The following is a 23,249-nucleotide window of genomic DNA, read 5'->3' as shown; positions in this document are numbered from 1 at the left end:
TCGAGTATCTTCTGCCCGTTTCACTAGCTAAGCGGTGTTGTGGTAAAGTGTCGCATAGCTTTGAGTATCTCGGCAATCGCAGTTTTATCAGTTTCACTAGCTAAGCGGTGTTGTGGTAAAGTGTCGCCTAAGCCCCTGAACCAGCGTGAACGGCTCTCTATGTTTCACTAGCTAAGCGGTGTTGTGGTAAAGTGTCGCCTAGTAATGTTATAATTGACGGTGCAAAATCACAAAAGTTTCACTAGCTAAGCGGTGTTGTGGTAAAGTGTCGCGTAATAAGCCAAAACGATAATAACCCACGACCGATAGTTTCACTAGCTAAGCGGTGTTGTGGTAAAGTGTCGCTTAAAAGTAGTCGGGCGGCAAAAATGAGCTTTTTAAGTTTCACTAGCTAAGCGGTGTTGTGGTAAAGTGTCGCTTAAACACACACAAAACCATACTGAAGGAGTAAGTAGTTTCACTAGCTAAGCGGTGTTGTGGTAAAGTGTCGCACAGCTTTAGACTTCCCTGTGCTTACAGAAGTTCCGATGTTTCACTAGCTAAGCGGTGTTGTGGTAAAGTGTCGCATATAAATGCGATCTTTGGCGTAGCTGAGATAGAGTTTCACTAGCTAAGCGGTGTTGTGGTAAAGTGTCGCTTAAAAAGAGAAGCAAATTATAGAACTGCATTAAGATAGTTTCACTAGCTAAGCGGTGTTGTGGTAAAGTGTCGCACGCTGATACAGAGGAAGATGCGAAAGCGGGGAAGGTTTCACTAGCTAAGCGGTGTTGTGGTAAAGTGTCGCTGGATACCAAAATACACCGTTAAGTGTCATCACTTGTTTCACTAGCTAAGCGGTGTTGTGGTAAAGTGTCGCATTGTATTTGTACTTGTTCGCCTGTTGTTTGGTTGTTTCACTAGCTAAGCGGTGTTGTGGTAAAGTGTCGCAAAATACGGCAATCAGCCTGCAACGATAGTTGTGTTTCACTAGCTAAGCGGTGTTGTGGTAAAGTGTCGCTTTTTAAAGGAGATGTTATGAGAAAGTTTGAAGCGGTTTCACTAGCTAAGCGGTGTTGTGGTAAAGTGTCGCGGTCTTACCGATTCTCTGAATATGATGAATGGAGGTTTCACTAGCTAAGCGGTGTTGTGGTAAAGTGTCGCACTCTCGGCTTTGGTAGAGCGTTACGCGTACTAGGTTTCACTAGCTAAGCGGTGTTGTGGTAAAGTGTCGCCAGCAGGAGGAGTGGATTTATCTCAAATAGCGGGGTTTCACTAGCTAAGCGGTGTTGTGGTAAAGTGTCGCCAAAATTCAACAACAACGGCGAAATGGTTTTTAACGTTTCACTAGCTAAGCGGTGTTGTGGTAAAGTGTCGCATCTAAAACGGCAAATCTTCAAAGTCATCATCTATGTTTCACTAGCTAAGCGGTGTTGTGGTAAAGTGTCGCGCAGGCTACAATGTGCAAAGTGAAAATGGCGGGAGTTTCACTAGCTAAGCGGTGTTGTGGTAAAGTGTCGCGAAAGCATACTGGACACAACACCTACACCATTTAGGTTTCACTAGCTAAGCGGTGTTGTGGTAAAGTGTCGCGATAAGAAGCACGCCGATACTGACAACATAGCTAAGTTTCACTAGCTAAGCGGTGTTGTGGTAAAGTGTCGCCCACTATGTTTGTGATAATGATATTTTTGAAGTAATGTTTCACTAGCTAAGCGGTGTTGTGGTAAAGTGTCGCCGTCATATCTCTATCCTCTCAAAATTCCTTAGAGGTTTCACTAGCTAAGCGGTGTTGTGGTAAAGTGTCGCAATATAAATGCAATCTTTGGCGTAGCCGAGATGGAGTTTCACTAGCTAAGCGGTGTTGTGGTAAAGTGTCGCTAAATTTGTAGAAGCAATAAACAAAAACTCAATCACTGTTTCACTAGCTAAGCGGTGTTGTGGTAAAGTGTCGCCAATTTATAAGCGAAATGCTCGCAAAATTTATACAGTTTCACTAGCTAAGCGGTGTTGTGGTAAAGTGTCGCAAAATCATCAAACTGCTTTTTCGCTTCCGCTATAGTTTCACTAGCTAAGCGGTGTTGTGGTAAAGTGTCGCACTATGCCTTATCAAATGAACTCTTTACAGCTCTGTTTCACTAGCTAAGCGGTGTTGTGGTAAAGTGTCGCTAATCTTACCTTTTTAATAATTATAGCGTTTTGGGTTTCACTAGCTAAGCGGTGTTGTGGTAAAGTGTCGCTAGGCTTAGCTAGTTTACGCTTACTCCCCATATAGTTTCACTAGCTAAGCGGTGTTGTGGTAAAGTGTCGCTGATGTGAGAGCAATTCTTTTTAATCCGTCTTTAAGTTTCACTAGCTAAGCGGTGTTGTGGTAAAGTGTCGCCGTTAAACTTAGCCGGCGTTACTCTGTGTATTTCCTGTTTCACTAGCTAAGCGGTGTTGTGGTAAAGTGTCGCCCAAGCGTACGCGCTAACTTAGTTTTAGTTACGCCGTTTCACTAGCTAAGCGGTGTTGTGGTAAAGTGTCGCATATAATTTTTATATATAAGTTGTGAGGAGAGGTTTCACTAGCTAAGCGGTGTTGTGGTAAAGTGTCGCAGCTATGGCTACAGATATCGCCTCGGACTCGTTAGGTTTCACTAGCTAAGCGGTGTTGTGGTAAAGTGTCGCTAACATAGCGGCTTTTATAGCCCTGGTACTCATGGTGTTTCACTAGCTAAGCGGTGTTGTGGTAAAGTGTCGCTAACTGCGTCCTACTTCAGTCATGTGTATATTAAGTTTCACTAGCTAAGCGGTGTTGTGGTAAAGTGTCGCCAGCGTCTAACTCGCATAAGTCGCCGTCCACTACTTCGTTTCACTAGCTAAGCGGTGTTGTGGTAAAGTGTCGCGACAGTTCGACAAGTCGGACAACTTCACAGATGACGGTTTCACTAGCTAAGCGGTGTTGTGGTAAAGTGTCGCATAGAACGCTCGAGACACAGCAGAAATACTTTAGAGGTTTCACTAGCTAAGCGGTGTTGTGGTAAAGTGTCGCAGCCTTATTACATATCGCATTTAAGAGCTTTCTAGGGGATTTAGACATCTAAATTTTTCGAAAATAAAAACCTTGCAAAAAAAGGTATATATTTTTAGAAAAATTTGCTATACTTTGTTTGCGACACTTTACCACAATATCGTTTGATGCTATGAAATCATCGAAAAGATATATAGAACCGCCCACCGCATGGCAGTCACCGATTTACCGGCAGGGACGAATCTGCGGATTTTTTATTTAAAATCTATCATTACAATAATTTTCAAATTCACATTGCGTACATTTAGCCTCATCTGCACTACTGTAAGGCAATCTTCCAAGCTTTATCATCTCTATAATTTCATCAACTTTTTGTACTACTTCAAGTTTGCTTTCTTCATTTATTTTAATAGGCACTGTTTTGCCATTTTTTTCAAAAAGTATAAATCCCAAATCAAAAATCTTTCCAAATTTTTTTTCAGCCAATATACCATAAGCAATAAGCTGCATTTTTTGGGCATTTGTTGGTGAGTTTCCGTGAAGCTTTATTTCAACCGGATAAATATGTGTATCAGAAATTATCAATCCATCGCAAATACCATAAAAATCAAATTCATCATGTGACAAATTTACATTACTTTTAAACTCGGCACTTTCAAGCCCAAACCTAGCTAAAGTTCTTCGCTTAAAAAGTTCAGCCTGTTTTTTATGATGAGTTTCGCCCTCTTTTACCCAAATGGGGCTAATTTTTGGGATATTTAACACTTCTAAAAAATAAACTACTCTAGGGCAAAAAAGGTACTGACGGATAAGGTGAATTGGTAGTTTATATGTATTCAAACTCTTTTACCTCAAAATCTTGTTTTTCATAACCAAAACTATTTTTTAAAATCTCTTTAGCTAAATTTGCTTTTACAAAAAAAGCCTTGTCGTTATCGCTACAATATTTATCAAACAGATGCGAAATAATTGTTATTTCAGCACCTTTGAGGTGTCCCCAAAATACAGATTTTTGTATAGACACAAGACCCATATCTTTTAACTCATCAAATAGTTTTTTGCGGTTTTTGTTCTCTTCTATGTCATAGCTTATTAAAACTTCATAATATAGTGCCATTTTCTACCACTTAAAAATATAGCTTTTGTAATGATTTTGTTGCATAAAAGCACCTGTTAGTTTATAAACCTGTCTTTGCATTATTCCCTGCAAAGATAGATTCTTACCATTGTATAGATATTTTTTGTTCATGGTGTTGTTGATTTCTTCGATGATTTTTTTCTTGATAACAGTATCGAGACTTTTTTTATCTTTTAGATGAGATTTGAGCTTGATGATATTTCTATCTACTACCCAAGCACGGTACTCCTCTATGATATCAAGTACCAAAGATGGTTTCCCCGGGCGATTGGTATGCAAAACACCAGCAAATGGTTCAAGCCCTGCATTGATGACACTTTGCCACACAAAAGAGGTCAAAATAGCATAGCCATAATTTAAAGCACTGTTTACTATATCATCCGCTCCTCGTCCGATACGATTTGAAAAATTAAGATCATTAAGTAATTCTGAGCCAATAGCATCAAAATAGATACTTGCCACTCCACCCTCTTTACCCATAACTATACCAAGCCAATCTATACGATTTTTTAGCTCTATAGTTTTAAGGCTTTCAATTACATCTTTTATTTTTATGATAGCGATATCTAATTTTTGGCTTTGTTTGTCGGTATTTTTTTGGTATTTATAGAAGTATTGCAAAGTTGCTCTTTGATTTTTGAGTTTGCCTAGTATCAAAGCTCTTGCTATCTCTTTGGCATAATCACTCTCTATGGTAAGAAATTGAGCACGGCGAACATTTGCAACTGCATGAGATGCTGTACTACTTAAAGAAGTGTGTGCTACATTTTTAAAATCAAGAAAAAATATCTTGATACCTCTAAGCGAACAAGCCTCTATCAAATCACTTGAAAGCGAAATGCCGCCTTTTAGGATATTGATAGACCTAATGCGGCTAAGGGCAATCTCTTGCAGAAGCTGCCCGCTTTGGCTAATGGTAAGTCTGGCACTAGTTTTGCCTAAAAATGTGCCGTAGTCGTCTATGTAGATGTGTTTAGTCATTTAGCTTAATATCAACACCGCTGTCATAGTGTTTCATAATAGTTTTATTGTTGTTTGAAAACTCTATTTCCACTCCTTTAGTATTTGCCTTGATGATTTTAAACTTATCTCGAGGAGCAAAATTGCACCCTTCAAAAAGCTCATCAAATTTTTCTTTTATCACTCCAAAACTTTCATCAGTTGTAAATTTTAAATCACTTAGTTCAAGATAGTTAAAATCTTGATTGTTAATAATTTGCATAAATTTGTTGATAGCTAATACAGTTCTAACTAATGGACGATTTGTTGAAGCAGGAGCTACAAAGATTTTAATGCCATCAAGATTTACAGAATCTGTTATATCTCTAAAATTTGCCATATCGATATGCTCTTGAAGTTCCATCTTTTGTGGGTCTTTAAAGGAGATACTTTTACTTTTTACCAAAGTTGAAAGTGTGACATCTACCGCTGTATTTATTTTGCCATCTTTGATTCCAAAACCTGCCGACTTTGCACCATCAATCCCTACAAGTTGATAGATATTTTCCCCTTTATGATTTTTTCTTTTGATTCTAAATCCACCACTTGGAGCCTCAACCGTTGGGAGTGAAAAAACTTTTCTAGCTTTGTTTCGTATCGGTTTGTTTTGGATATTGAAGTAATTTTTACAAAATTCACTCAAAATATCTTCACCTACATTGTATTTGCCATCTTTTTCTTTGTACTCAATCCCTTTGTTTTCAAGATATTTTCTAAAAGCTTTATCAAAATTAACCCATTCTTGCTTGATAGGCAAAATCACTGTTTTATCATAAATTTTAGTTGATAGTTTTTTATCGTCTTTTAAAATTTTTGGAGCCTCTGAAACTGAAGTTTTTAGCAAGTTGTAGCTAAATTTGTTTAGGAGTTCTGCAAATTTTAGCTCTTCGCTTAATCCCTTTGAGATATTATGAAAGAGTGTGAGAGTTTTTTGTTTGTCTATTTCATATATATTTAGACCATTAGGTTTTTGGATTTTGTTTTTAAAATACGGTTTTACACTCTCAAAATCTTTTTGTTTTATCTCATTACAATTATCAAAATTTGGTTTTGTTCCTGCACTCACAAATCCTGTGTAGAACTTCTTCTCAAACTCGTAAATTGGTGCGAACCTCTCTTGATAGATACTATCTTTAAAAATCGTAGTTCCTCCAAGATTTGCTATCTTGTCTTTATCGATTTTGCCTTTTGACTTTGTTTTTATGTTGTTTATCTCTATCCATTGGATAACTTTTTGACTGTTCGGAAGCTCTTCTTTTCTTGCCACTTTTGGATACACGCTCAAGAATGCCATAATCGCATCTATGGTATGGCTTGATGGGGGTTGAGTATCTGGTTTTTGAAGAAGCGGATTTTCTTTTGCATAAGTATTTCTCAAATCATGAACATCGTTCGCATCAGCCAAAATAAACTCAAAATCAAACTCTTTGTTTGGAAGCATCGCTTTTAATTTTTCTTGGATTTTTTTTGCTAAATATTTTTGTGTACCGTTTACTCTTGAGCTTTGGTCGGTTCGCAGCCAACCGACTACTTTTTGATAAGCTTTATTGTTAGCATTTAAAAACAGGGCATACTTAAAAGCTTTTTGTTGTGGTTGGGTAAGAATAGTAAAAGTCTTATAGTTTTTGATAGTTGCTATTTGTTCTTCTATCCATTTTTGAGAAATATCTATTTTTAAATCTTGCAAAGTATAGTTTGTTTTTGCAAGTTTTGCTTGGTTACACTTTTGGTGTACAAAAAGCAAATTGCCCTCACTATTAAAAACCGTGTCATATTTTTTCAGTGTATAACTTCTTGGTAAAATATGGTCTATTTCGCCATCATCTCCTAAATTTTCGCCACAATATGGACATATTCCACTACTAAAAGCTTTTATCCTATCAGATTTATCATCTAAACTTTTTTTGTATTTTACTGTTGCATCTTCAAGAGATTTTTTTGCTTTAGCATTGGCATTTTTTATTTTAGCACTTCGTATAGATTCTTCATATTCAAAAGCATTTTGCTCTAATATGATTTTTAAATCTATCTTTTTATCATCAATCGCCTCTATCTCTTTGGCTTTAATTTTTGCTATTTCATAGCCTAATTTATCTATGTATCGTTCTATCTTGCCAGAAAAAGGTCTTTGTGTATCTGCCGGAAGTCGTTGGCAGTTTGCATTAGTAATAACTTCGCCGGTTTCTTGATTTATCTCTATATTTGTTGAAGCCCTGTATTGATTTTCAGCACTACACCATTTGCAAGTGCTATTAAATCCGCTTCTTTTTGTGTCGATGATGGTGTGAAGCTGTGCCATTGAAAAGTGATTGTTAAATCTTGCTCTGTATTTCTCTTCAATACCAAAAATTTCTCTGATTTTTTCTACCCACTCATTTAAAACTTTTAAATCAAGAAGTTTTTTATCATTTTGCTCATCTTTTGTAAACTCTTTTTTGTCCTCTTTGAAAAGCTCTTCGATGTATGATTTGAAAAGGTTTCCATGAGATTTTCTAAGTTCTTCTATGTTTTTACAGTAACTTGAGAGTTTTTTATTTCCAAATTTTGCATTCCAAAGCTCAGTTTCAAATTTTTCAAACTGCTCAGAAGATATTTTAACCCCTAAAATCCCAGCGACAAGATTGTGGATTTGGTTGTTTTTATAGGGTGGATTGTGGTCGCACTTTTTGAGCATATCATCTGATGAAGTCCAAATACCTGTTCTCACCTTTGAACGAATAAGTTCATAATACTCTTTTGCAACACTATGAAATTTTTCAGTATCACTTCCTAAAGTTTTTTGAAGTAATAATGATGGTTTTTCTGCTCTTAGTTCGTATTCATCAATTTGACTTGAAGTATCCAAAATACGGTGTAAAAGAGTGCTATCTGTACTATATCCTCTTACTGTTGAGTCTTCTAAATTCTCTTTTTGATTTTCACTTGCTAATTTCTCTGTAATATTTCTCCAATTTGGTAAATACTTGTTTAAATACTCTTCATTAAGCCTTAAAGTTTGGCACTTTACGGCTCCACGATTATTCATATCATCATATGGTGGAATTGTCATTATCGGATTTGTAGAGGTTAAAAATTCTATAATATTTTTAGCTTTTAACTCTTTTAAATTCTCTTTTTGTCTTACTTTATCTTCGTCATTTTTTGAATGCCAACTCTGTATAAACCTCCAAGTCACTTTGTGAAGTTGTTCAGGCTTCCAAATATCGCTATTTTTCATAGCAATATCGTTAAAATATCTTCTTAGCTCTTTTAGTTGATAGTTTGAAAGATTACCTATAAGATTTTGGATATCTTGTATTTGAAGATTATGAGTTCTAAAAAATTCTTGAATTTTTTCGTTTTGAACTATCTCAAGATTAAGCTCTGTAAAATATTTTGCTCGTGGAAGATTGCCTTGATTTTGTTGCTTATCGTGGTCATTTAAAATATCTTCTACGATTTTTAGTCCACTTTTTAACTCTTTTGATAGTTTCTCTTTTGATTTTTCTTCTTTAAAAAATTTAAATTCTCCAAAAAACTTTTTGAATTCATCTTCATTTGAAGCAAAATCAGTTAAAAACCTCTCGATACTATCTTGAGTAATTTGCCCAAACCTATCCTCTAAAACTTCTCTTAACTCATCGCTTTCTAGTTTTTCTCTTTTGTCATCATCAATTTCAAAACTAGCATAGGTATAACCCCGCTTATTAAAAAGCCCCAAAATCTCATCTGGTAAAAATTGCAAATCTAAACCATAATGTTTTTGCAAAATCAGTAAAAATAACCGCTTGACAAGTTTGTTTCTTAGATTATTCCGTTTTGTATGCCTTTTGCCTCTTCGCCCAACTTGCGATAACACAAAACTCTCATGATAGATGATAGTGCCTGATTGAAAATCCTCTATTTTTGAAACATCTTGCGATGTAAAACTAAAAAACCCAGTATTTTTACCGCCCAAATCTAAACTTAAAACAGATGTCATGCTATATAATCCATACTTTTTTAGTGCAGTATATCATAAACCGTGAAAAAAAGTATTTTTTGATGTTAGCTACAGCGCATAAACTATGCTCTGTAGGGGAAATTTTTACAGCTTACAAGACTGAACCGAAGCGATGATAGCTGCTACAACAGACGGATCTTCTAGTGTAGAAGTGTCTTGTGTTATCTCTTCGCCTTTTGCTATGGCTCTAAGGATTCTTCTCATAATCTTACCTGAGCGAGTTTTAGGAAGTCCGCTTACAAAAACAACATCATCACATAAAGCGATATTTCCTATCTCTTTTTGGATAACTTTGTTTATAGCTTTTACCTCTTCTACTTCGTCCGCTATACCGCTGTCTGATTTTAGAACGATATAAGCAAATATACCCTCGCCTTTAATCTCATGCGGTTTACCTACAACTGCGACTTCTGCAACATTTGGATGTTTTTTGATAGCTGCTTCAACTTCGGCAGTTCCCATTCTGTGACCTGAAACATTGATAACATCGTCTGTTCTACCTGTGATAGTTATATAGCCCTCTTCATCATAGAATGCACCGTCTCCCGTGAAATAAACAGGTTTGCCATCTTTTTTAACATCACCGAAGTACGATTTTACAAATCTATCGCTATCGCCCCAGATGTTTCTTATCATAGAAGGCCAAGGGCGAGTTACACACATAAACCCTTTCTCACCGACTTCGGATTTAACGCCGTTTTCATCAAGAATCTCTGCCATGATACCCGGTAGAGGAAATGTCGCACAAGCAGGTTTGATAGGTGTAGCCCCCGGTAGAGGAGAGACTATATGTCCGCCTGTTTCAGTTTGCCAGTAAGTATCAACGATTGCACATTTACTTCCGCCGATAGCCTCATAGTACCATTTCCACGCCGGTGGGTCGATTGGCTCACCTACCGTTCCAAGAACTTTTAAGCTAGATAAATCGTACTTAGCAGGTTCAGCTTCTCCTGTTTTATGAAGCACTCTTATAGCTGTTGGAGCGGTATAGAACTGATTTACTTTATACTCTTCTACCATTTTCCAAGGTCTTCCCGCATCCGGGTAAGTTGGAACACCCTCAAACATAATCGTAGTTGCACCCATCGCAAGAGGTCCGTACACTATGTAAGTATGCCCTGTGATCCAGCCCACATCGGCAGTACACCAGTAAGTGTCGTTCTCTTTTACATCAAATACCCACTCCATAGTCATCTGTGCCCAAAGTATATAACCTGCTTGGTTATGTTGAACACCTTTTGGTTTACCCGTACTTCCTGAAGTGTATAGTAAAAACAGTGGATCTTCTGCATCCATAACTTCCGGTTCACAAGTAACGCTTTGATGCTTGATAAGCTCGTTGTATGAGTAGTCACGCCCTGCAACCCATGTTACATCTTCGCCGTTTCTCTGAACAACCAAAACTTTTTTTACAGGAGTTTCGCCCTTTAGTGCCTCATCTACTACAGGTTTTAGCATATAAGGTTTATCTTTTCTAAATGCTCCATCAGCCGTGATAACTACTCTTGCCTCGGCATCGATGATTCTGTCTTTTAGTGCCTCAGCAGAGAAACCGCCAAATACGATAGAGTGGATAGCACCTATTCTAGCACAAGCAAGCATTGCATACGCAGCTTCAGGTATCATAGGCATATAGATAACAACTCTATCACCCTTTTGTACGCCAAACTCATTTTTAAGAAGATTTGCAAACTTGTTTACATTGTAGTAAAGTTCAAGATAAGTTATGATTTGCTTATCGCCTCTGTCACCCTCAAAAATGATAGCGGCTTTGTTTTTACGGCTCTTTAAGTGACGGTCGATACACTGAACTGAGACATTGAGCTTTCCACCCTCGAACCACTTTACAAACGGATAGTTGCTCTCATCAAGTACATTTGTAAACGGCACCATCCACTCTAGTTTTTCTTTTGCGTAACTTCCCCAAAAGCCCTCATAATCATTTGTTGCAAAATCTTGCAACTCTTGGTACTCACACATATTTTTTATTCTAGCATTTTTGCTAAACTCTTTGTTTGGTTTAAAAACTTCTCTATTCATTTCTTTTCTCCTATGGTTAATTTTAAATATATCATCGCCGTCATGATTGCGTCATTGACGGCATTATGCACTCCCATATTTGGGACACCGCACTTTTTCAAGATTGTATCAAACCGCAAATCAATATTTCCTTGCGGTATCAATGAAATCGTTTTATCAAAGTATATTTCAGAAACTTCAATCATCCTATTTGGCAATGTGATGCCTAGCATCTCTTTTGTGTATCTATTTATCATGTTTACATCAAACTCCAAATAGTACCCTACCAATGCTCTTGAACCTACAAAATGTAAAAACTCCTCAATCCCCTCCTTTGTTGTTTTGGCATTTTTCAAATCAACGGGGCGAATCCCGTGAATTTTGATACTCTCGCCGCTTATCTCTTTGGAGTTTTGCAAAAAAACCTCAAAAGTCTGCGATGAGAGTATCTTGTTATCTTTTATCTTTACCGCTCCAATGGAGAGTATCTCATCTTTGCTCACATCAAGCCCCGTTGTCTCTGTGTCGATAACAACGAACTCGCCGCTTGTGTCTGCATCAAACAAAAACGCAAACTTCTCATCTTTGAGCTTTTTGCGGTTCGCATTTGCCTTGAGTTTTGAGAAAAAACCAAACATCTTAGACAACCATGTTTAAGTGAAAATGAAAACTCATAAACTTTTTGAACTTGTTAATGATTTTAAAGCTGTCTTTTAGCAAGTCTCTTTGGTTTTTTTCCAGTGTTCTGGGGTTGATAAAGTTTGCTTCTTCTATGGTTTTTGCTTCAAGCATCGCTTTGAGGCGAATGGAGCTTAGCGTGTCAAAACTCTCTATAAGCTCCGTTGCAAATGTTTTGTCTATCACTCCGAGGTTGTTAAGCTCTTTGATGCGCTCCGTCGTGTTGGTCACTTTTATCTCATACTGAAGAGCAAGTGTTCTTACTCCATGCACAAGCGCAAAAATGCCCCCTTTTTTCAAATCAAGTCTATTGTTGTACTCTTTTTCAAGCACAAAACCCGAAAAGAGAGAGAGCGGTGTCTCAAAGTTAAGCACCGCTTTTGCTATGTGCGCCAAAACATCGTCTCTTGCATGAAATCTGCTATGAAGATATTCTGTCAGCTCACTTAGCAGTTCACAATCCCCCGCAACACACTTCGCATCCAAAAAGATACTTAGATTTTGCACGCTCTCATCGCTCATGTCGTAAGTCCACTTTTCGATAAGCTCCTTATACGAGACAACATCTCGTCGCCAGTACTCATTGCTTACCATGACATTGCCGTTGCATTTTGGAAAACCAAGCTCTAGCAAATAGCTGTTTAATCGCATCATGGGTTCACTAAAGAGTTCTCTATCGACACCGTTTTTGATGACAAGAGCATTGTCCTGATCGCTTCTGAGAGTCTGGTCTTCTCTGCCCTCGCTTCCCATAACGATAAGCGCACATTTGTCTCTTAACTCCTCACTCACGCACATCTCGAAAACTTTTTTATAGATTTTGAAGTTGAGCGTTGCGACAAGTTTTGTGATATAGCGGACTTTTACACCTTTTGCACGGAGTGTCACTATAAGGTTTCTAAAATCTTTATCAATCACTTTAAGGTCATCCAACGATGAGGCTTTGTCTATCTGCACGGCAACAAGATGCGAATGGCTCGCAAAATAACTAAGCAAATCCATCTGCTCCAGTACCCCTACTATCTTCTCATTATCAAGAACGACAACTCTTTTTATGCCGTTGTGCGTCATAAGCAGAAGCGCATTGAACAAAAAGTCGCCGATATCTACGGTGATGAGATTTTTGGATGCGATAGCGGAGATTTTTTTGCTTATGTCGTTGTCGCCCAAAAGCACTCTCTCTCTTAGGTTTGTATCTGTTACGATAGAGTAGCCGTCAGCCTCTTTTACGATGATAACTTTTGCTCTTAGTTCCTGCTGTTTGTGGAGTGCTTCAAGTATCGTAGTATCACCGCTTACAACGCACGCCGTATGTAAAAAGATATCGGAAATCTTTGAGATAAGAAACGGCGATAAATCGCTCTGCTGGTCATACTCTTTGAGCTGTTGATGACGAGTGATAAAATCTTGCAAAAAGTAGCTTTGAACTTTTTTGTCCTGCATAAGATCCAAAAAATCCTCTTTTTTTATCTCATAACAGATAAGGTCTTCATCCACGATAAATTTTGCTTTTGTATCTCCATAGATAAGCGCATCCGCATCAAAACTATCGCCAGCACCGTAAACATTGTGAATCTCATCATCTATATACTCCGTAACCGAACCTTTGATGATAATGTAAAAAGCGATAGAGGAGATGGACGGGGAGATAAGAAGCGTGCCGTTTGGATAGTAAGCGATATCAATTTTGCTCATGAGATGGTCCATAGTAGTCGCACTTAACATCTCAAACGGATGAATAGACTCAATAAGTTTTCTTTGATCTTGTATGCTCACAAGAAATATCCTTTTTATCTAATGTTATACACACAAACGAACTCGTCCGTTTGTGTGGCAGGGACTAAAGTCCCTACAACCCCCTAAAGCTACAAAAAGCAAGCTTTTTGAGATTAGGAACTACATAAGTGGGTTAATGACTTGCTGCACCCTCAGCACCGATACCAGTCTGCGCTCTGATAAACTGAGCGTCAAACAACTCTTGTTCATCTTGAGCAGCTTGCGACTTATCTGTAATAGAGAAGAACCAAGTTCCGACAAACGCAAGTGTTACAGAGAAGAGTGCCGGATACTTATAAGGGAAAATAGCCTCTGCATTTTTAAGGATATCAACCCATACGACAGGGCTTAAAATCACAAGGATTACTGCACTTGCAAGACCAAGCGCACCACCGATAACCGCACCGCGAGTTGTTAGTCTTCTCCAGTACATTGAGAGAACAAGAATCGGGAAGTTTGCAGATGCAGCGATAGCAAACGCAAGACCGACGACAAACGCAATATTTTGGTTCTCAAATGCGATACCCACGATGATAGCGATAATACCAAGAGCGATGGTAGCCATTTTAGAAACTCTCATCTCCATCATAGAGTCAACCTTGCCTTTTCTAAATACAGAAGCATAAAGGTCGTGACTGATTGCCGATGCACCTGCCAAAGTAAGACCTGAAACAACCGCTAAGATAGTAGCAAACGCAACCGCTGATATAAATCCTAAGAAGAAGTCACCACCCACTGCATGACTTAGGTGGATAGCCGCCATATTGTTTCCGCCAAGGATTGGGTATCCGCCACTTACAGCATGCTTAGCCGCATCCAAATATTCAGGTTTTTGAAATACCATAACGATAGCGCCAAAACCGATGATGAAAGTCAGGATATAAAAATACCCGATGAACCCTGTTGCATAGAAAACTGATTTACGAGCCTCTTTTGCATCATTTACCGTGAAAAATCTCATCAAGATGTGTGGAAGACCGGCTGTTCCAAACATTAGCGCAATCGCAAGCGAAATAGCCGAGATAGGGTCGCTTACAAGTCCGCCCGGACTCATGATAGCTACACTGCCCTTAAGCTCTGTTGCATGTTGGAAAAGTGAACCAAAACTAAAGTCATAATGCGCCATAACCGCAACCGCCATAAACGATGCACCAGAGAGTAGCAAGAACGCCTTGATGATTTGAACCCAAGTAGTTGCAAGCATACCGCCAAAAGCAACATAGAGAATCATAAGAACGCCGACAAGCACAACCGCCATCTCATAGGATAATCCAAAAAGAAGCTGAATGAGTTTGCCCGAACCTACCATCTGTGCGATAAGATACAAAATAACCGTTGCGATAGAACCAGAAGCAGCCAGCGTACGGATAGGAGTCTGCTGAAGTCTGTATGACGCAACATCGGCAAAAGTATATTTTCCTAAGTTTCTAAGAGGCTCTGCGATAAGAAAAAGGATAACCGGCCAACCGACTAAAAACCCGATTGAGTAGATAAGACCGTCATAACCTTTCATGTAAACAAGACCTGAGATTCCAAGGAATGAAGCAGCAGACATGTAGTCCCCCGCTATCGCCATACCGTTTTGAAAGCCCGTGATTCCTCCACCTGCAGTGTAGAAATCTTTTGCGCTCTTTGTCTTTTTTGCAGCCCAATAAGTGATACCAAGGGTTGCACCGACAAAGATTAAAAACATAACGATTGCAGACATGTTTAGTGCCTGTTTCTCAACTTGACCCGAGATAGCATCAGCAGCGAAAATCGCCCCTGTTCCAAGAAGTAAAAAGGTAAGAATTCTATGCATTAAATTTCCTTTATAGAGTTTTTGACGTTATTTGAGAGTTCATCAAACTCGCCGTTAGCTCTTTTTGTGTAGATTCCGGTAAGTATGATGGCAAAAATGATAATGCCTATACCTACGGGGATACCGATAGTAGTGACCGAACCGCCTGATAGAGGAGTTCCGAGCACTGCCGGGTCAAATGCGATTAGCAAAATAAATGTAAAATAGACCGCAAGCATCATGATGGAGAGCTTCACGGCAAAACTGCTTCTTGTAGAAACAAGTTTTTGATAGTCAGGATTTGACTTGATTTTTTCAACAGTCTCTTTGTTCATCTTTTACTCCTTAAAAGTTATAGTTAGCGATAAATCTGTACTCATCCCAACCTGTTGTTGCACCAGCTGCATTTACATTGAAATCTTCCGCATAGTTTGCACGGAGACGAAGTTCTAAGTTTTTAACGATTGCAGGCTTGTAGATAATATCAAAACCGCTCTCGCTTGCATCGTCAAATGTATAACCGTTATTTTCTGCCATGTCAAAGTCTGCATAGTAAAGAGTTGCTAAAACATTTGCACCCAAATCTTTAAAGTTATATGAAAGTGCTACTTTCGCCGCATCTGTTCCTGCTAAGAACATATGACGGGTAACCATACCCTGAGTAAATGCCGGCATACCGCCCCATGTAGAAGTGATTGCATTTTCTCTTGCGGCATCCGTTGCGCTATTTTTGCTTGTTTGAGAGTAAGCAAGAGAAGCCGTAAAGTTTTGAATCTTAGCATCAAACTTTGCAGCCCAGTAAGTGCTGTCGATTTTACCAAGAAGTTCATCGCCGATATCATTTTCTTTTATCATCTGGATAGAGAGAGAAGGCTTGATAGCATCTGTAACCAAGCAGTTCCAAGAAGCGTCAACTTGTCCATAAATAGTGTTCATAATGTCATGGGCATAGTAATCCCAAAGCTGTACTTTTAGGTTTTTGTTAAATGTATGTGTTGCAGAGAGTATGCTTACGCCATCCGTTGACTCATTTGCCGCATAAGTTCCCATATTTTTAAATTCGCCGACTTGATTTGAAGCATCCCATGAAGAGTAACCTGCCGTAGAACCTAAAATCCCGCCTGCACCGTAAGCACGACCGAACGTCCCTTGAGCAAACTTAGTTACATGTGCAGCCATAAGAGTAGTGTTGGCTATGTCTTTGTTTGTAAGAACATACGCTTCAAACAAGTTTGGCACCATTCTTGCATCATCGCTTCCAAGCATCGGGGTATCTAGTCTTTGGCGACCTGCTTTAAATGTCGTGTTTGCCATTTTATACTGGATATACGCCTCTCCAAGCATAGAGTAGTTATCGTTGTTTTCTCCAAGAAGAGTAGGATCTACCTCTGTATAGTCTGTTTTAGGACTGTCATTAAAAAAGCCGTTTGTCGTATAAAATGCAGCTCCAAAGCTAAGCCCTTTAAAATCAGCCGTCTCATACTTTAAATAACCGCCGATTGCATTGGCGTTCCTTGTATAGTCATTTAAAGCAGGATTGCTATAATCCATAGTTCTTGAGATACTAAACTCTCGTATCTGCCCGCTAGCCTTACCGCCGCTAAACATACCACTTAAATCATCAGCCCCATTCAAAGAAGCTGCTGCAACAAAACTCATTGCCACTGCGCTAAGCGCGATATACTTTTTCATCTTTTTCCCTTTTCTCTTTTTTAAACACCCTAATCCTAAAAGAGAAAAATAGCATGAACGTAGCATCTACACAAATTTACACAAAGAGCCTCTTTTATGAGAAAATATGTGTGAAAAGGTAACAGATGGATTTTGGGAAAACAGTTCTACGGTTTATCTACCATATACCCCATCCCCCGCACATTGATGATAAAATCCTCTTTGAGATTTTTTTTGAGGCGGTTAATCTCTGCTCGGATGGTGGCGTTGTCCACCATCTGGTCACTCCAGACATACTCTTGAAACTGCTCAAAATCGACGATGCGTCCGCGGTTTCTTGATAGAAGGTCGATGATTTGGGATTGGCGTTTGGTAAGGATTTGAGGTTCTTGGCTGAAAAGAAGCGTGGAGTGTTCTTGGTTGTAGCTGTAGTTTTTAGAGAGGCGGAGATGTACTCTTGGAGTCTCTTGAGCTATTTTAATTCTATCTACCCTCAAGGAGAGTTCTTTGAGATGAAACGGTTTTTTTAAGTAGTCATGACACCCCAAATCATAAGCACGGGAGATATCTTCTATGTCAACAAGTGCGCTGATATAGATAGCGTTTGTATGGATTTTGAGTTCATGAATCTTCTCTAAAAAAGAGAGCCCATCAAGCCCCGGAACTGTAATATCTAGGACAAGCAAATCATAAGAGCGCTCTTGTATGGCATGAAGCGCATCAAGTCCGTTAAAAAAACTCTCTACCTGATGTCCCTCTGATTCCAGATACTCACTGATAGATTCATTGAGCATTACTTCATCTTCTAACAGAAGTATCTTCATCACTCCCCCATCACTTGAAATCTGTAGCGAAATGTAGTAAGCAACGCATCAGAGGCAACACTCACACCGACTCCCTCTTCTTCACAAATGCTCTTAACAAGTCTTAGTCCCAGTCCAAAACCCTCTTTTGCTTTCTCTTCTCGGTAGTAGGCGTCAAAAACTCTATCTGTATCCTGAATCGTCTTTGATTTGGAGCTTACCACAAACTCCGCAAAAGTACCGACTTGCAGCAGTGTTACATCTACTTTTTCATTTGGAAGTGTGTATTTGATGGCATTTGTAAGTGTGTTGTCGATGATGCGCTGAAGTTTCGTTTCATTAAAATGGATATAAAGCTGCTCCTGCGGCGCATGGTAAAGTAGCTCCAAAAGCGAAAACACCGCCACATCACGGAAAAAATCAACCCTGCTGCTTATAAAATTGTTAAGATTAACAACAGTTCTTTTATACTCTATATGATCTTTTTTGACAAGGTAGCTCAAGTCATCATAGATACTAAAGATATTTTTCGTCGCCGCTTCGATTTTGGAGAGCTGCCTATCTTTTGGATGTTTCATAAGATAAAGTTCCATACTCGTAAGTATCACGCTCAATGGCGTATTTGTCTCATGGACTGTATAACGCAAAAACTCCTTTTGCGATTTGAGAAGCTCTTGTGAAAAAATCTTCTCTGCTTCAAGATTTTTATTTATCTCCAAAAGGGCTGCCGTCTTATTCTTCACTCTCTCTTCAAGTCCTAAATTAAGTTCTTTTAGGCTCTTTTTTTGCTCATTTATCTTTGCAACCATCTCATTGGCATATCCGGTCATCTCTCTAAAATCTTGAAAAAATATATTTTTAGAACTGATAGGTTCTTCCATATCCAGAGCATTTTTAAGCGCATCCAAAAATGTCTGGGTATCTCTTTGCAGCAGTTTGCTAAAAAGCGTATTGAGTCCCAAAAAGATGGCAAAGATGATAAAAGAGAGGGTAATAATAGCTAAAACCGTTTTGACGAGAAGCGATTTTAGTTTTTTTTGATTTTGTTTTAAAATCACATTGCTTGGGAGCTCGGAACTTTTTACAGCAGAACTCTGCTCAAGCGCTCTCTCATAATCTTTGTACATCTCTTCTACCAAAACACCCACAAAGACCATGGTGAAGAAAAAAACAACCAGTATCGTAAAGATGTCTGCCTGCTTGATGGTAATATTTTGAAAGAGTGACTTTATTTTCATGTTTGAGATTATATAATAATGCAATTTTTTTTAAAAGGTAAAAAATGTTTGGCAAAAAACTAAGACGATATGAACTCACAGACGCAGAGGTCAGCAAACTTCAATGGGCAAAAATAGCAACGAGCAAAGGCGACATCTGGTTAAAACTTCTTCCTGAGGAGGCTCCAAACACTGTAGCAAACTTCGCACACTTAGCAGAGTCAGGTTTTTACAACGGTCTTAATTTTCACCGTGTTATCCCGGGATTTATGGCACAAGGCGGCTGTCCATACGGCACAGGTACGGGCGGACCGGACTGGGCTATCCCATGCGAGACAAAAACAAATGTCACAAAACACAGAAGAGGCGTCATCTCTATGGCACACGCCGGACCAAATACGGGCGGAAGCCAGTTCTTCATCACTTTTGTTGCAACACCGCATCTTGATGGCGTTCACACTGTTTTTGGAGCGATTGAAAAAGATGACGCCGAGAGTTTTGCAACTCTTGATAGTATAAAAATGCAAGACGGTATCAACTCGATTGAGATTTTTGAAGCTCGTTCATAAAACCGCATACTAAATGCTAGTACATATCTGTTGCAGTGTTGATTCACACTTTTTTTTAGAAAAACTGCAACGCGACTACCCGCAGGAGAAGCTTATCGGCTTCTTCTATGACCCAAATATCCACCCCTATTCCGAATACCGACTGCGTCTGCTGGATGTAGAGCGCTCATGCAAAAAACTGGGCATTGAACTCCTTGAGGGAGCTTACGACTTTGAAGCATGGATGCAAGCAGTGCGTGGTTTGGAAAATGAACCGGAAAAAGGCAAAAGATGCGAGGTCTGTTTTGACAAACGCTTTGAAGTCACGGCACAAAAAGCGCTTGAGCTAGGCGAAAAGAGCTTTACCACCTCATTGCTGGTCAGCCCTCTCAAATCTCAAGAGCAGCTCAAAAAAAGCGGTGAATTATTTTTTCAAAAACACGGTATAGAGTTTATCTCTTTTGATTACCGCACAAACGGCGGAACAAGCGAGCAGAGCCGTGTAAGCAAAGAGGAGCAGCTATATCGCCAAGACTATTGCGGATGTATCTATGGACTTACCATTCAGCGAGAATCCCAAGAGCGGCTGATGGACGAGATGTTCTCGCCTATCTCCAACCAAACACTTCCCGCATCCATAGAAGAGCGCCTTGAGATGTATGAGCAGAGATGCGCACTTGAAGAGCAAAACAAGCCCTACAAAATCATCAAAGAGAAGTTTTTAAACTATCGTCAGTTTAACTTTAAAATTACCGTAAACAAAGAGGAAGTCATCCCGGCCTATGCTCTTTTTTACTCCACGCTTCCAAGAAAAAAAGCAGAGGGAAAGATAGAATTTTCACACAACAACATCCACTATTTCAACCGCGAAGAGATAAAATTTGTCACACTTGAGTTTTTTAACACAGCATGCAACACACACTACAAAAGTGTCAAAGAGCTTCTATTTAGCGTGCTATCCATAGAAAAAGAGCTCTTTTTTCGCAACATATTGACAAATACACCTTATGATTTAAGCCCTGTTATTATCGTCGATACCATCCCCTCATCAAAACTTTTTATAGAGCTTGACGCAAAAGTATATGAAGATGTGCAAGAAAAAATAATCCTTCTATAATCTTTTTTTAGCTAGAATAGCCAAAAATTTTATAAAGGCTTTCTTTCTATGATTATGGATGTTACTGAAATTCAAAAAATTATACCCCACCGCTACCCTTTTTTACTGCTTGACAGAGTTACCGAGATAAAAGAGAACGAATCTCTTATCGGATTTAAAAATGTTACTATCGGCGACAATGTTTTTCAAGGACATTTTCCGGGACACCCTATTTATCCGGGTGTTATGATACTAGAAGGCATGGCACAAGCAGGCGGCATCTTGGCATTTAAAAGCATGGGCAGCATGACTGAAGAAGAGGCAGCGAACAAAGTTGTTTACTTTATGAGTATAGACAGAGCAAAATTCCGTGCTCCGGTAAAGCCGGGCGACAGACTTGAGTACCGCATCAGTGTCATAAAAAACAAAGGTCAGATTTGGGTACTTGAGGGCAAAGCTTATGTCGATGATGTTTTGGTATCGGAAGCTGAACTCAAAGCCATGATAGTAGATAAATAATGAGCAAAATATCCCCATTAGCCATCATCGAAGATGGCGCAAATTTAGGCAGCGACGTTGAAATCGGAGCATACTGCTTTATCTCCAAAGATGCAACCATAGGCGATGGAACAAAGATAGAACAAAGCAGCTGTATCTACGGCAAAACAACCATCGGCAAAAACAACCATATCTTTTCACATGCAGTTATCGGTTCACAGCCGCAAGATTTAAAGTTTGCGGGAGAAGATGTAGAGCTTATCATCGGCGACAACAATAAAATCAGAGAGTTTACTCTCTTTAACCCTGGAACAAAAGGCGGCGGCGGCAAAACTATCATCGGTTCGCACAACCTTTTTATGGGATATGTCCATATCGGGCATGATGTTATCATCGGCAACCACTGCATCCTTGCAAATGCGGCAACACTTGCCGGACACGTCGAGATGGGCGACTATGCCGTTATCGGCGGTATGACGCCTATCCATCAGTTTGTACATATAGGCGAATATGCAATGATAGCCGGTGCTTCTGCACTTGCCCAAGATGTTCCGCCGTTTTGTATGGCAGAAGGCAACCGCGCAACGCTCAGAGGACTAAACCTCACGGGTCTAAGACGCAATATAGACAGAGAAGAAATTGACGAGATAAAACACGCATACAAAGAGCTTTTTGAGGCAGGAAAACCTTTAAAAGATGTCGCAAACGAGCTTCTTGAAAAAACAACGAACTACCATGTGCAATCTCTTTGCAACTTTGTTCTTAAAACAAAACGCGGTATTCCGTATGAAAGGAAACATCTATGATTTTTAGAACATGCAGCTTTTGTAATGCACATGAAAGCGACACCAATCCCCTTATAGCAGGAAACGGCGTCTATATCTGCAAAAATTGTGTCATCTCTGCTTATAAAATAATGTTTGGGGATGACAAACTCCACGCATCATCAAAAGAGAGTGATTTTGACGGAGCAGAGGGCGAGTTGATGACACCAAAAGAGCTGGATGCTTTTTTGGCAGACTACATCATCGGGCAGGAGAGAGCAAGAAAGCTTCTTAGCGTTGCAGTCTATAATCACTACAAAAGAATCTTTAAGACACATGACGTAAAAAATGATGATACGGAGATAGCAAAATCAAACGTCTTGCTTATCGGACCGACAGGAAGCGGCAAAACGCTTATGGCGCAAACAATCGCCAGAGTGCTCAATGTTCCTATCGCCATAGCAGATGCCACAAGCCTGACTGAAGCCGGCTATGTCGGCGAGGATGTAGAAAACATCTTGACAAAACTACTTCAAGCAGCAGACGGCGATGTACAAAAAGCTCAAAGAGGCATAGTTTTTATCGATGAGATAGACAAGATTTCTCGCATGAGCGAAAACCGCTCCATCACCCGTGATGTTTCAGGCGAAGGAGTACAACAAGCGCTTTTAAAGATTATTGAGGGTTCTGTTGTCAACATTCCGCCAAAAGGCGGACGCAAACATCCAAACCAAGAGTTCATAGCCATCGACACAACCGGTATTCTTTTTATCTGCGGCGGTGCATTTGACGGACTTGATGAGATACTCAAGAAAAAACAAGGCGAAAATGTTTTAGGTTTTGGGCAGGAAAAAAAGAGCAAAAAAGAGCAAAAAATGAGTTATGACACGGTAGAACCCGATGATTTGGTAAGCTTTGGTCTTATCCCTGAACTGGTCGGGCGACTTCCTATCATTGCTTCACTTAACGAAATCACGGAAGATGATATGGTACGCATCCTCACTGAACCTAAGAACTCTATTATTAAACAGTACAAAAAACTCTTCTCTATTGACAACGTAGAGCTTAATTTTGAAGATGAAGCACTCAGAGCCATAGCTGCGAAATCTCTCAAAAGAAAAACGGGCGCCCGCGGTCTTCGCGCAATTTTGGAAGAAAACATGATTGACATCATGTACGAACTTCCTGAATACAGCGGGTATGAAGTTTTAGTTACAAAAGCGGTAATTGACGGCGGAGAAGCTCCTATATATATAAAAAAACACTCCAAGCAGAGTGCATAAGGTAAGATA

General features: G+C 39.3%; 17 protein-coding genes and 1 CRISPR repeat array. Of the genes, 5 read left to right on the top strand and 12 right to left on the bottom strand.

All coding sequences use genetic code 11. From position 1 onward, the window contains the following. Nucleotides 1–17 precede the first annotated feature (17 nt). Nucleotides 18–3,009: a CRISPR direct-repeat array (repeat unit 37 nt; unit sequence GTTTCACTAGCTAAGCGGTGTTGTGGTAAAGTGTCGC). Nucleotides 3,010–3,246: 237 nt separating this feature from the next. The 12 genes from cas4 to PHY84_RS02210 form a co-directional block, all read right to left on the bottom strand. Next, complete coding sequence (gene cas4 / locus PHY84_RS02265; RefSeq protein WP_299857302.1) at nt 3,247–3,828, bottom strand: CRISPR-associated protein Cas4; 582 nt, start codon at nt 3,826–3,828, stop codon at nt 3,247–3,249. After that, nucleotides 3,815–4,105 (bottom strand): CRISPR-associated endonuclease Cas2, encoded by a 291-nt coding sequence (cas2, locus tag PHY84_RS02260; protein ID WP_299857300.1) that lies wholly within the window; start codon nt 4,103–4,105, stop codon nt 3,815–3,817. Before cas2 ends, cas4 begins: the two co-directional genes overlap by 14 nt. A 3-nt stretch (nt 4,106–4,108) precedes the next feature. Then, nucleotides 4,109–5,107, bottom strand: coding sequence for a CRISPR-associated endonuclease Cas1 (cas1, locus tag PHY84_RS02255; protein WP_299857298.1), 999 nt, complete (start codon nt 5,105–5,107; stop codon nt 4,109–4,111). Continuing rightward, entirely contained in the window at nt 5,100–9,086 is a 3,987-nt protein-coding gene (cas9, locus tag PHY84_RS02250) for a type II-B CRISPR-associated RNA-guided endonuclease Cas9/Csx12 (RefSeq protein ID WP_299857295.1), read from the bottom strand. Before cas9 ends, cas1 begins: the two co-directional genes overlap by 8 nt. A 105-nt stretch (nt 9,087–9,191) precedes the next feature. Beyond that, a complete protein-coding gene (gene acs, locus PHY84_RS02245; protein ID WP_299857293.1) occupies nt 9,192–11,147 on the bottom strand; it encodes an acetate--CoA ligase in 1,956 nt (651 codons plus the stop codon). Then, nucleotides 11,144–11,764 (bottom strand): 3'-5' exonuclease, encoded by a 621-nt coding sequence (locus PHY84_RS02240; protein ID WP_299857291.1) that lies wholly within the window; start codon nt 11,762–11,764, stop codon nt 11,144–11,146. Before PHY84_RS02240 ends, acs begins: the two co-directional genes overlap by 4 nt. A gap of 1 nt (nt 11,765) precedes the next feature. Continuing rightward, on the bottom strand, nt 11,766–13,580 hold the full coding sequence (locus PHY84_RS02235; protein ID WP_299857289.1) for a putative nucleotidyltransferase substrate binding domain-containing protein: 1,815 nt from the start codon (nt 13,578–13,580) through the stop codon (nt 11,766–11,768). A 133-nt stretch (nt 13,581–13,713) separates the two neighbouring features. Beyond that, entirely contained in the window at nt 13,714–15,381 is a 1,668-nt protein-coding gene (locus PHY84_RS02230) for a cation acetate symporter (RefSeq protein WP_299857288.1), read from the bottom strand. Further along, nucleotides 15,381–15,695, bottom strand: coding sequence for a DUF485 domain-containing protein (locus PHY84_RS02225; RefSeq protein ID WP_299857287.1), 315 nt, complete (start codon nt 15,693–15,695; stop codon nt 15,381–15,383). The genes PHY84_RS02230 and PHY84_RS02225 overlap by 1 nt, the downstream gene beginning before the upstream one ends. Before the next feature lie 10 nt (nt 15,696–15,705). Next, nucleotides 15,706–17,052 (bottom strand): OprD family outer membrane porin, encoded by a 1,347-nt coding sequence (locus tag PHY84_RS02220; RefSeq protein ID WP_299857285.1) that lies wholly within the window; start codon nt 17,050–17,052, stop codon nt 15,706–15,708. Between the two features lie 146 nt (nt 17,053–17,198). Then, nucleotides 17,199–17,855 carry a response regulator transcription factor gene (locus tag PHY84_RS02215; RefSeq protein WP_299857284.1) on the bottom strand — a complete coding sequence of 219 codons (657 nt, stop codon included), beginning with the start codon at nt 17,853–17,855 and terminating at the stop codon, nt 17,199–17,201. Next, nucleotides 17,855–19,072, bottom strand: coding sequence for a HAMP domain-containing sensor histidine kinase (locus PHY84_RS02210; protein ID WP_299857282.1), 1,218 nt, complete (start codon nt 19,070–19,072; stop codon nt 17,855–17,857). The genes PHY84_RS02215 and PHY84_RS02210 overlap by 1 nt, the downstream gene beginning before the upstream one ends. Before the next feature lie 44 nt (nt 19,073–19,116). On the opposite strand from PHY84_RS02210, the gene PHY84_RS02205 reads away from it, so the two are divergent. Genes PHY84_RS02205 through clpX form a run of 5 tightly spaced genes read left to right on the top strand, consistent with a single transcriptional unit; the run spans nt 19,117 to nt 23,240 of the window. Continuing rightward, nucleotides 19,117–19,620 (top strand): peptidylprolyl isomerase, encoded by a 504-nt coding sequence (locus PHY84_RS02205; protein WP_299857279.1) that lies wholly within the window; start codon nt 19,117–19,119, stop codon nt 19,618–19,620. 13 nt (nt 19,621–19,633) lie between these two features. Then, a complete protein-coding gene (locus PHY84_RS02200) occupies nt 19,634–20,716 on the top strand; it encodes an epoxyqueuosine reductase QueH (RefSeq protein ID WP_299857277.1) in 1,083 nt (360 codons plus the stop codon). A gap of 51 nt (nt 20,717–20,767) precedes the next feature. Further along, nucleotides 20,768–21,214 carry a 3-hydroxyacyl-ACP dehydratase FabZ gene (gene fabZ, locus PHY84_RS02195; RefSeq protein WP_299857395.1) on the top strand — a complete coding sequence of 149 codons (447 nt, stop codon included), beginning with the start codon at nt 20,768–20,770 and terminating at the stop codon, nt 21,212–21,214. Beyond that, the gene (gene lpxA, locus PHY84_RS02190) at nt 21,214–21,999 is read left to right on the top strand and encodes an acyl-ACP--UDP-N-acetylglucosamine O-acyltransferase (protein ID WP_299857275.1); all 786 of its coding nucleotides are present in this window, start codon (nt 21,214–21,216) and stop codon (nt 21,997–21,999) included. Before fabZ ends, lpxA begins: the two co-directional genes overlap by 1 nt. After that, complete coding sequence (gene clpX / locus PHY84_RS02185; RefSeq protein WP_299857273.1) at nt 21,996–23,240, top strand: ATP-dependent Clp protease ATP-binding subunit ClpX; 1,245 nt, start codon at nt 21,996–21,998, stop codon at nt 23,238–23,240. Before lpxA ends, clpX begins: the two co-directional genes overlap by 4 nt. Nucleotides 23,241–23,249 lie beyond the last annotated feature (9 nt).

It is taken from the genome of Sulfurimonas sp. (genome assembly GCF_028694605.1).
Taxonomy (GTDB): domain Bacteria; phylum Campylobacterota; class Campylobacteria; order Campylobacterales; family Sulfurimonadaceae; genus Sulfurimonas.
This window is presented reverse-complemented; position numbering and strand designations above follow the sequence as displayed.

Bases quoted from the DNA above. Each gene is read 5' to 3' on its own strand.
- PHY84_RS02210 (WP_299857282.1), bottom strand. From the start codon at position 19,072: ATGAAAATAAAGTCACTCTTTCAAAATATTACCATCAAGCAGGCAGAC.
- clpX (WP_299857273.1), top strand. From the start codon at position 21,996: ATGATTTTTAGAACATGCAGCTTTTGTAATGCACATGAAAGCGACACC.
- PHY84_RS02225 (WP_299857287.1), bottom strand. From the start codon at position 15,695: ATGAACAAAGAGACTGTTGAAAAAATCAAGTCAAATCCTGACTATCAA.
- PHY84_RS02220 (WP_299857285.1), bottom strand. From the start codon at position 17,052: ATGAAAAAGTATATCGCGCTTAGCGCAGTGGCAATGAGTTTTGTTGCA.
- PHY84_RS02205 (WP_299857279.1), top strand. From the start codon at position 19,117: ATGTTTGGCAAAAAACTAAGACGATATGAACTCACAGACGCAGAGGTC.
- PHY84_RS02200 (WP_299857277.1), top strand. From the start codon at position 19,634: ATGCTAGTACATATCTGTTGCAGTGTTGATTCACACTTTTTTTTAGAA.
- PHY84_RS02215 (WP_299857284.1), bottom strand. From the start codon at position 17,855: ATGAAGATACTTCTGTTAGAAGATGAAGTAATGCTCAATGAATCTATC.
- acs (WP_299857293.1), bottom strand. From the start codon at position 11,147: ATGAATAGAGAAGTTTTTAAACCAAACAAAGAGTTTAGCAAAAATGCT.
- cas9 (WP_299857295.1), bottom strand. From the start codon at position 9,086: ATGACATCTGTTTTAAGTTTAGATTTGGGCGGTAAAAATACTGGGTTT.
- cas2 (WP_299857300.1), bottom strand. From the start codon at position 4,105: ATGGCACTATATTATGAAGTTTTAATAAGCTATGACATAGAAGAGAAC.
- PHY84_RS02240 (WP_299857291.1), bottom strand. From the start codon at position 11,764: ATGTTTGGTTTTTTCTCAAAACTCAAGGCAAATGCGAACCGCAAAAAG.
- lpxA (WP_299857275.1), top strand. From the start codon at position 21,214: ATGAGCAAAATATCCCCATTAGCCATCATCGAAGATGGCGCAAATTTA.
- PHY84_RS02230 (WP_299857288.1), bottom strand. From the start codon at position 15,381: ATGCATAGAATTCTTACCTTTTTACTTCTTGGAACAGGGGCGATTTTC.
- cas1 (WP_299857298.1), bottom strand. From the start codon at position 5,107: ATGACTAAACACATCTACATAGACGACTACGGCACATTTTTAGGCAAA.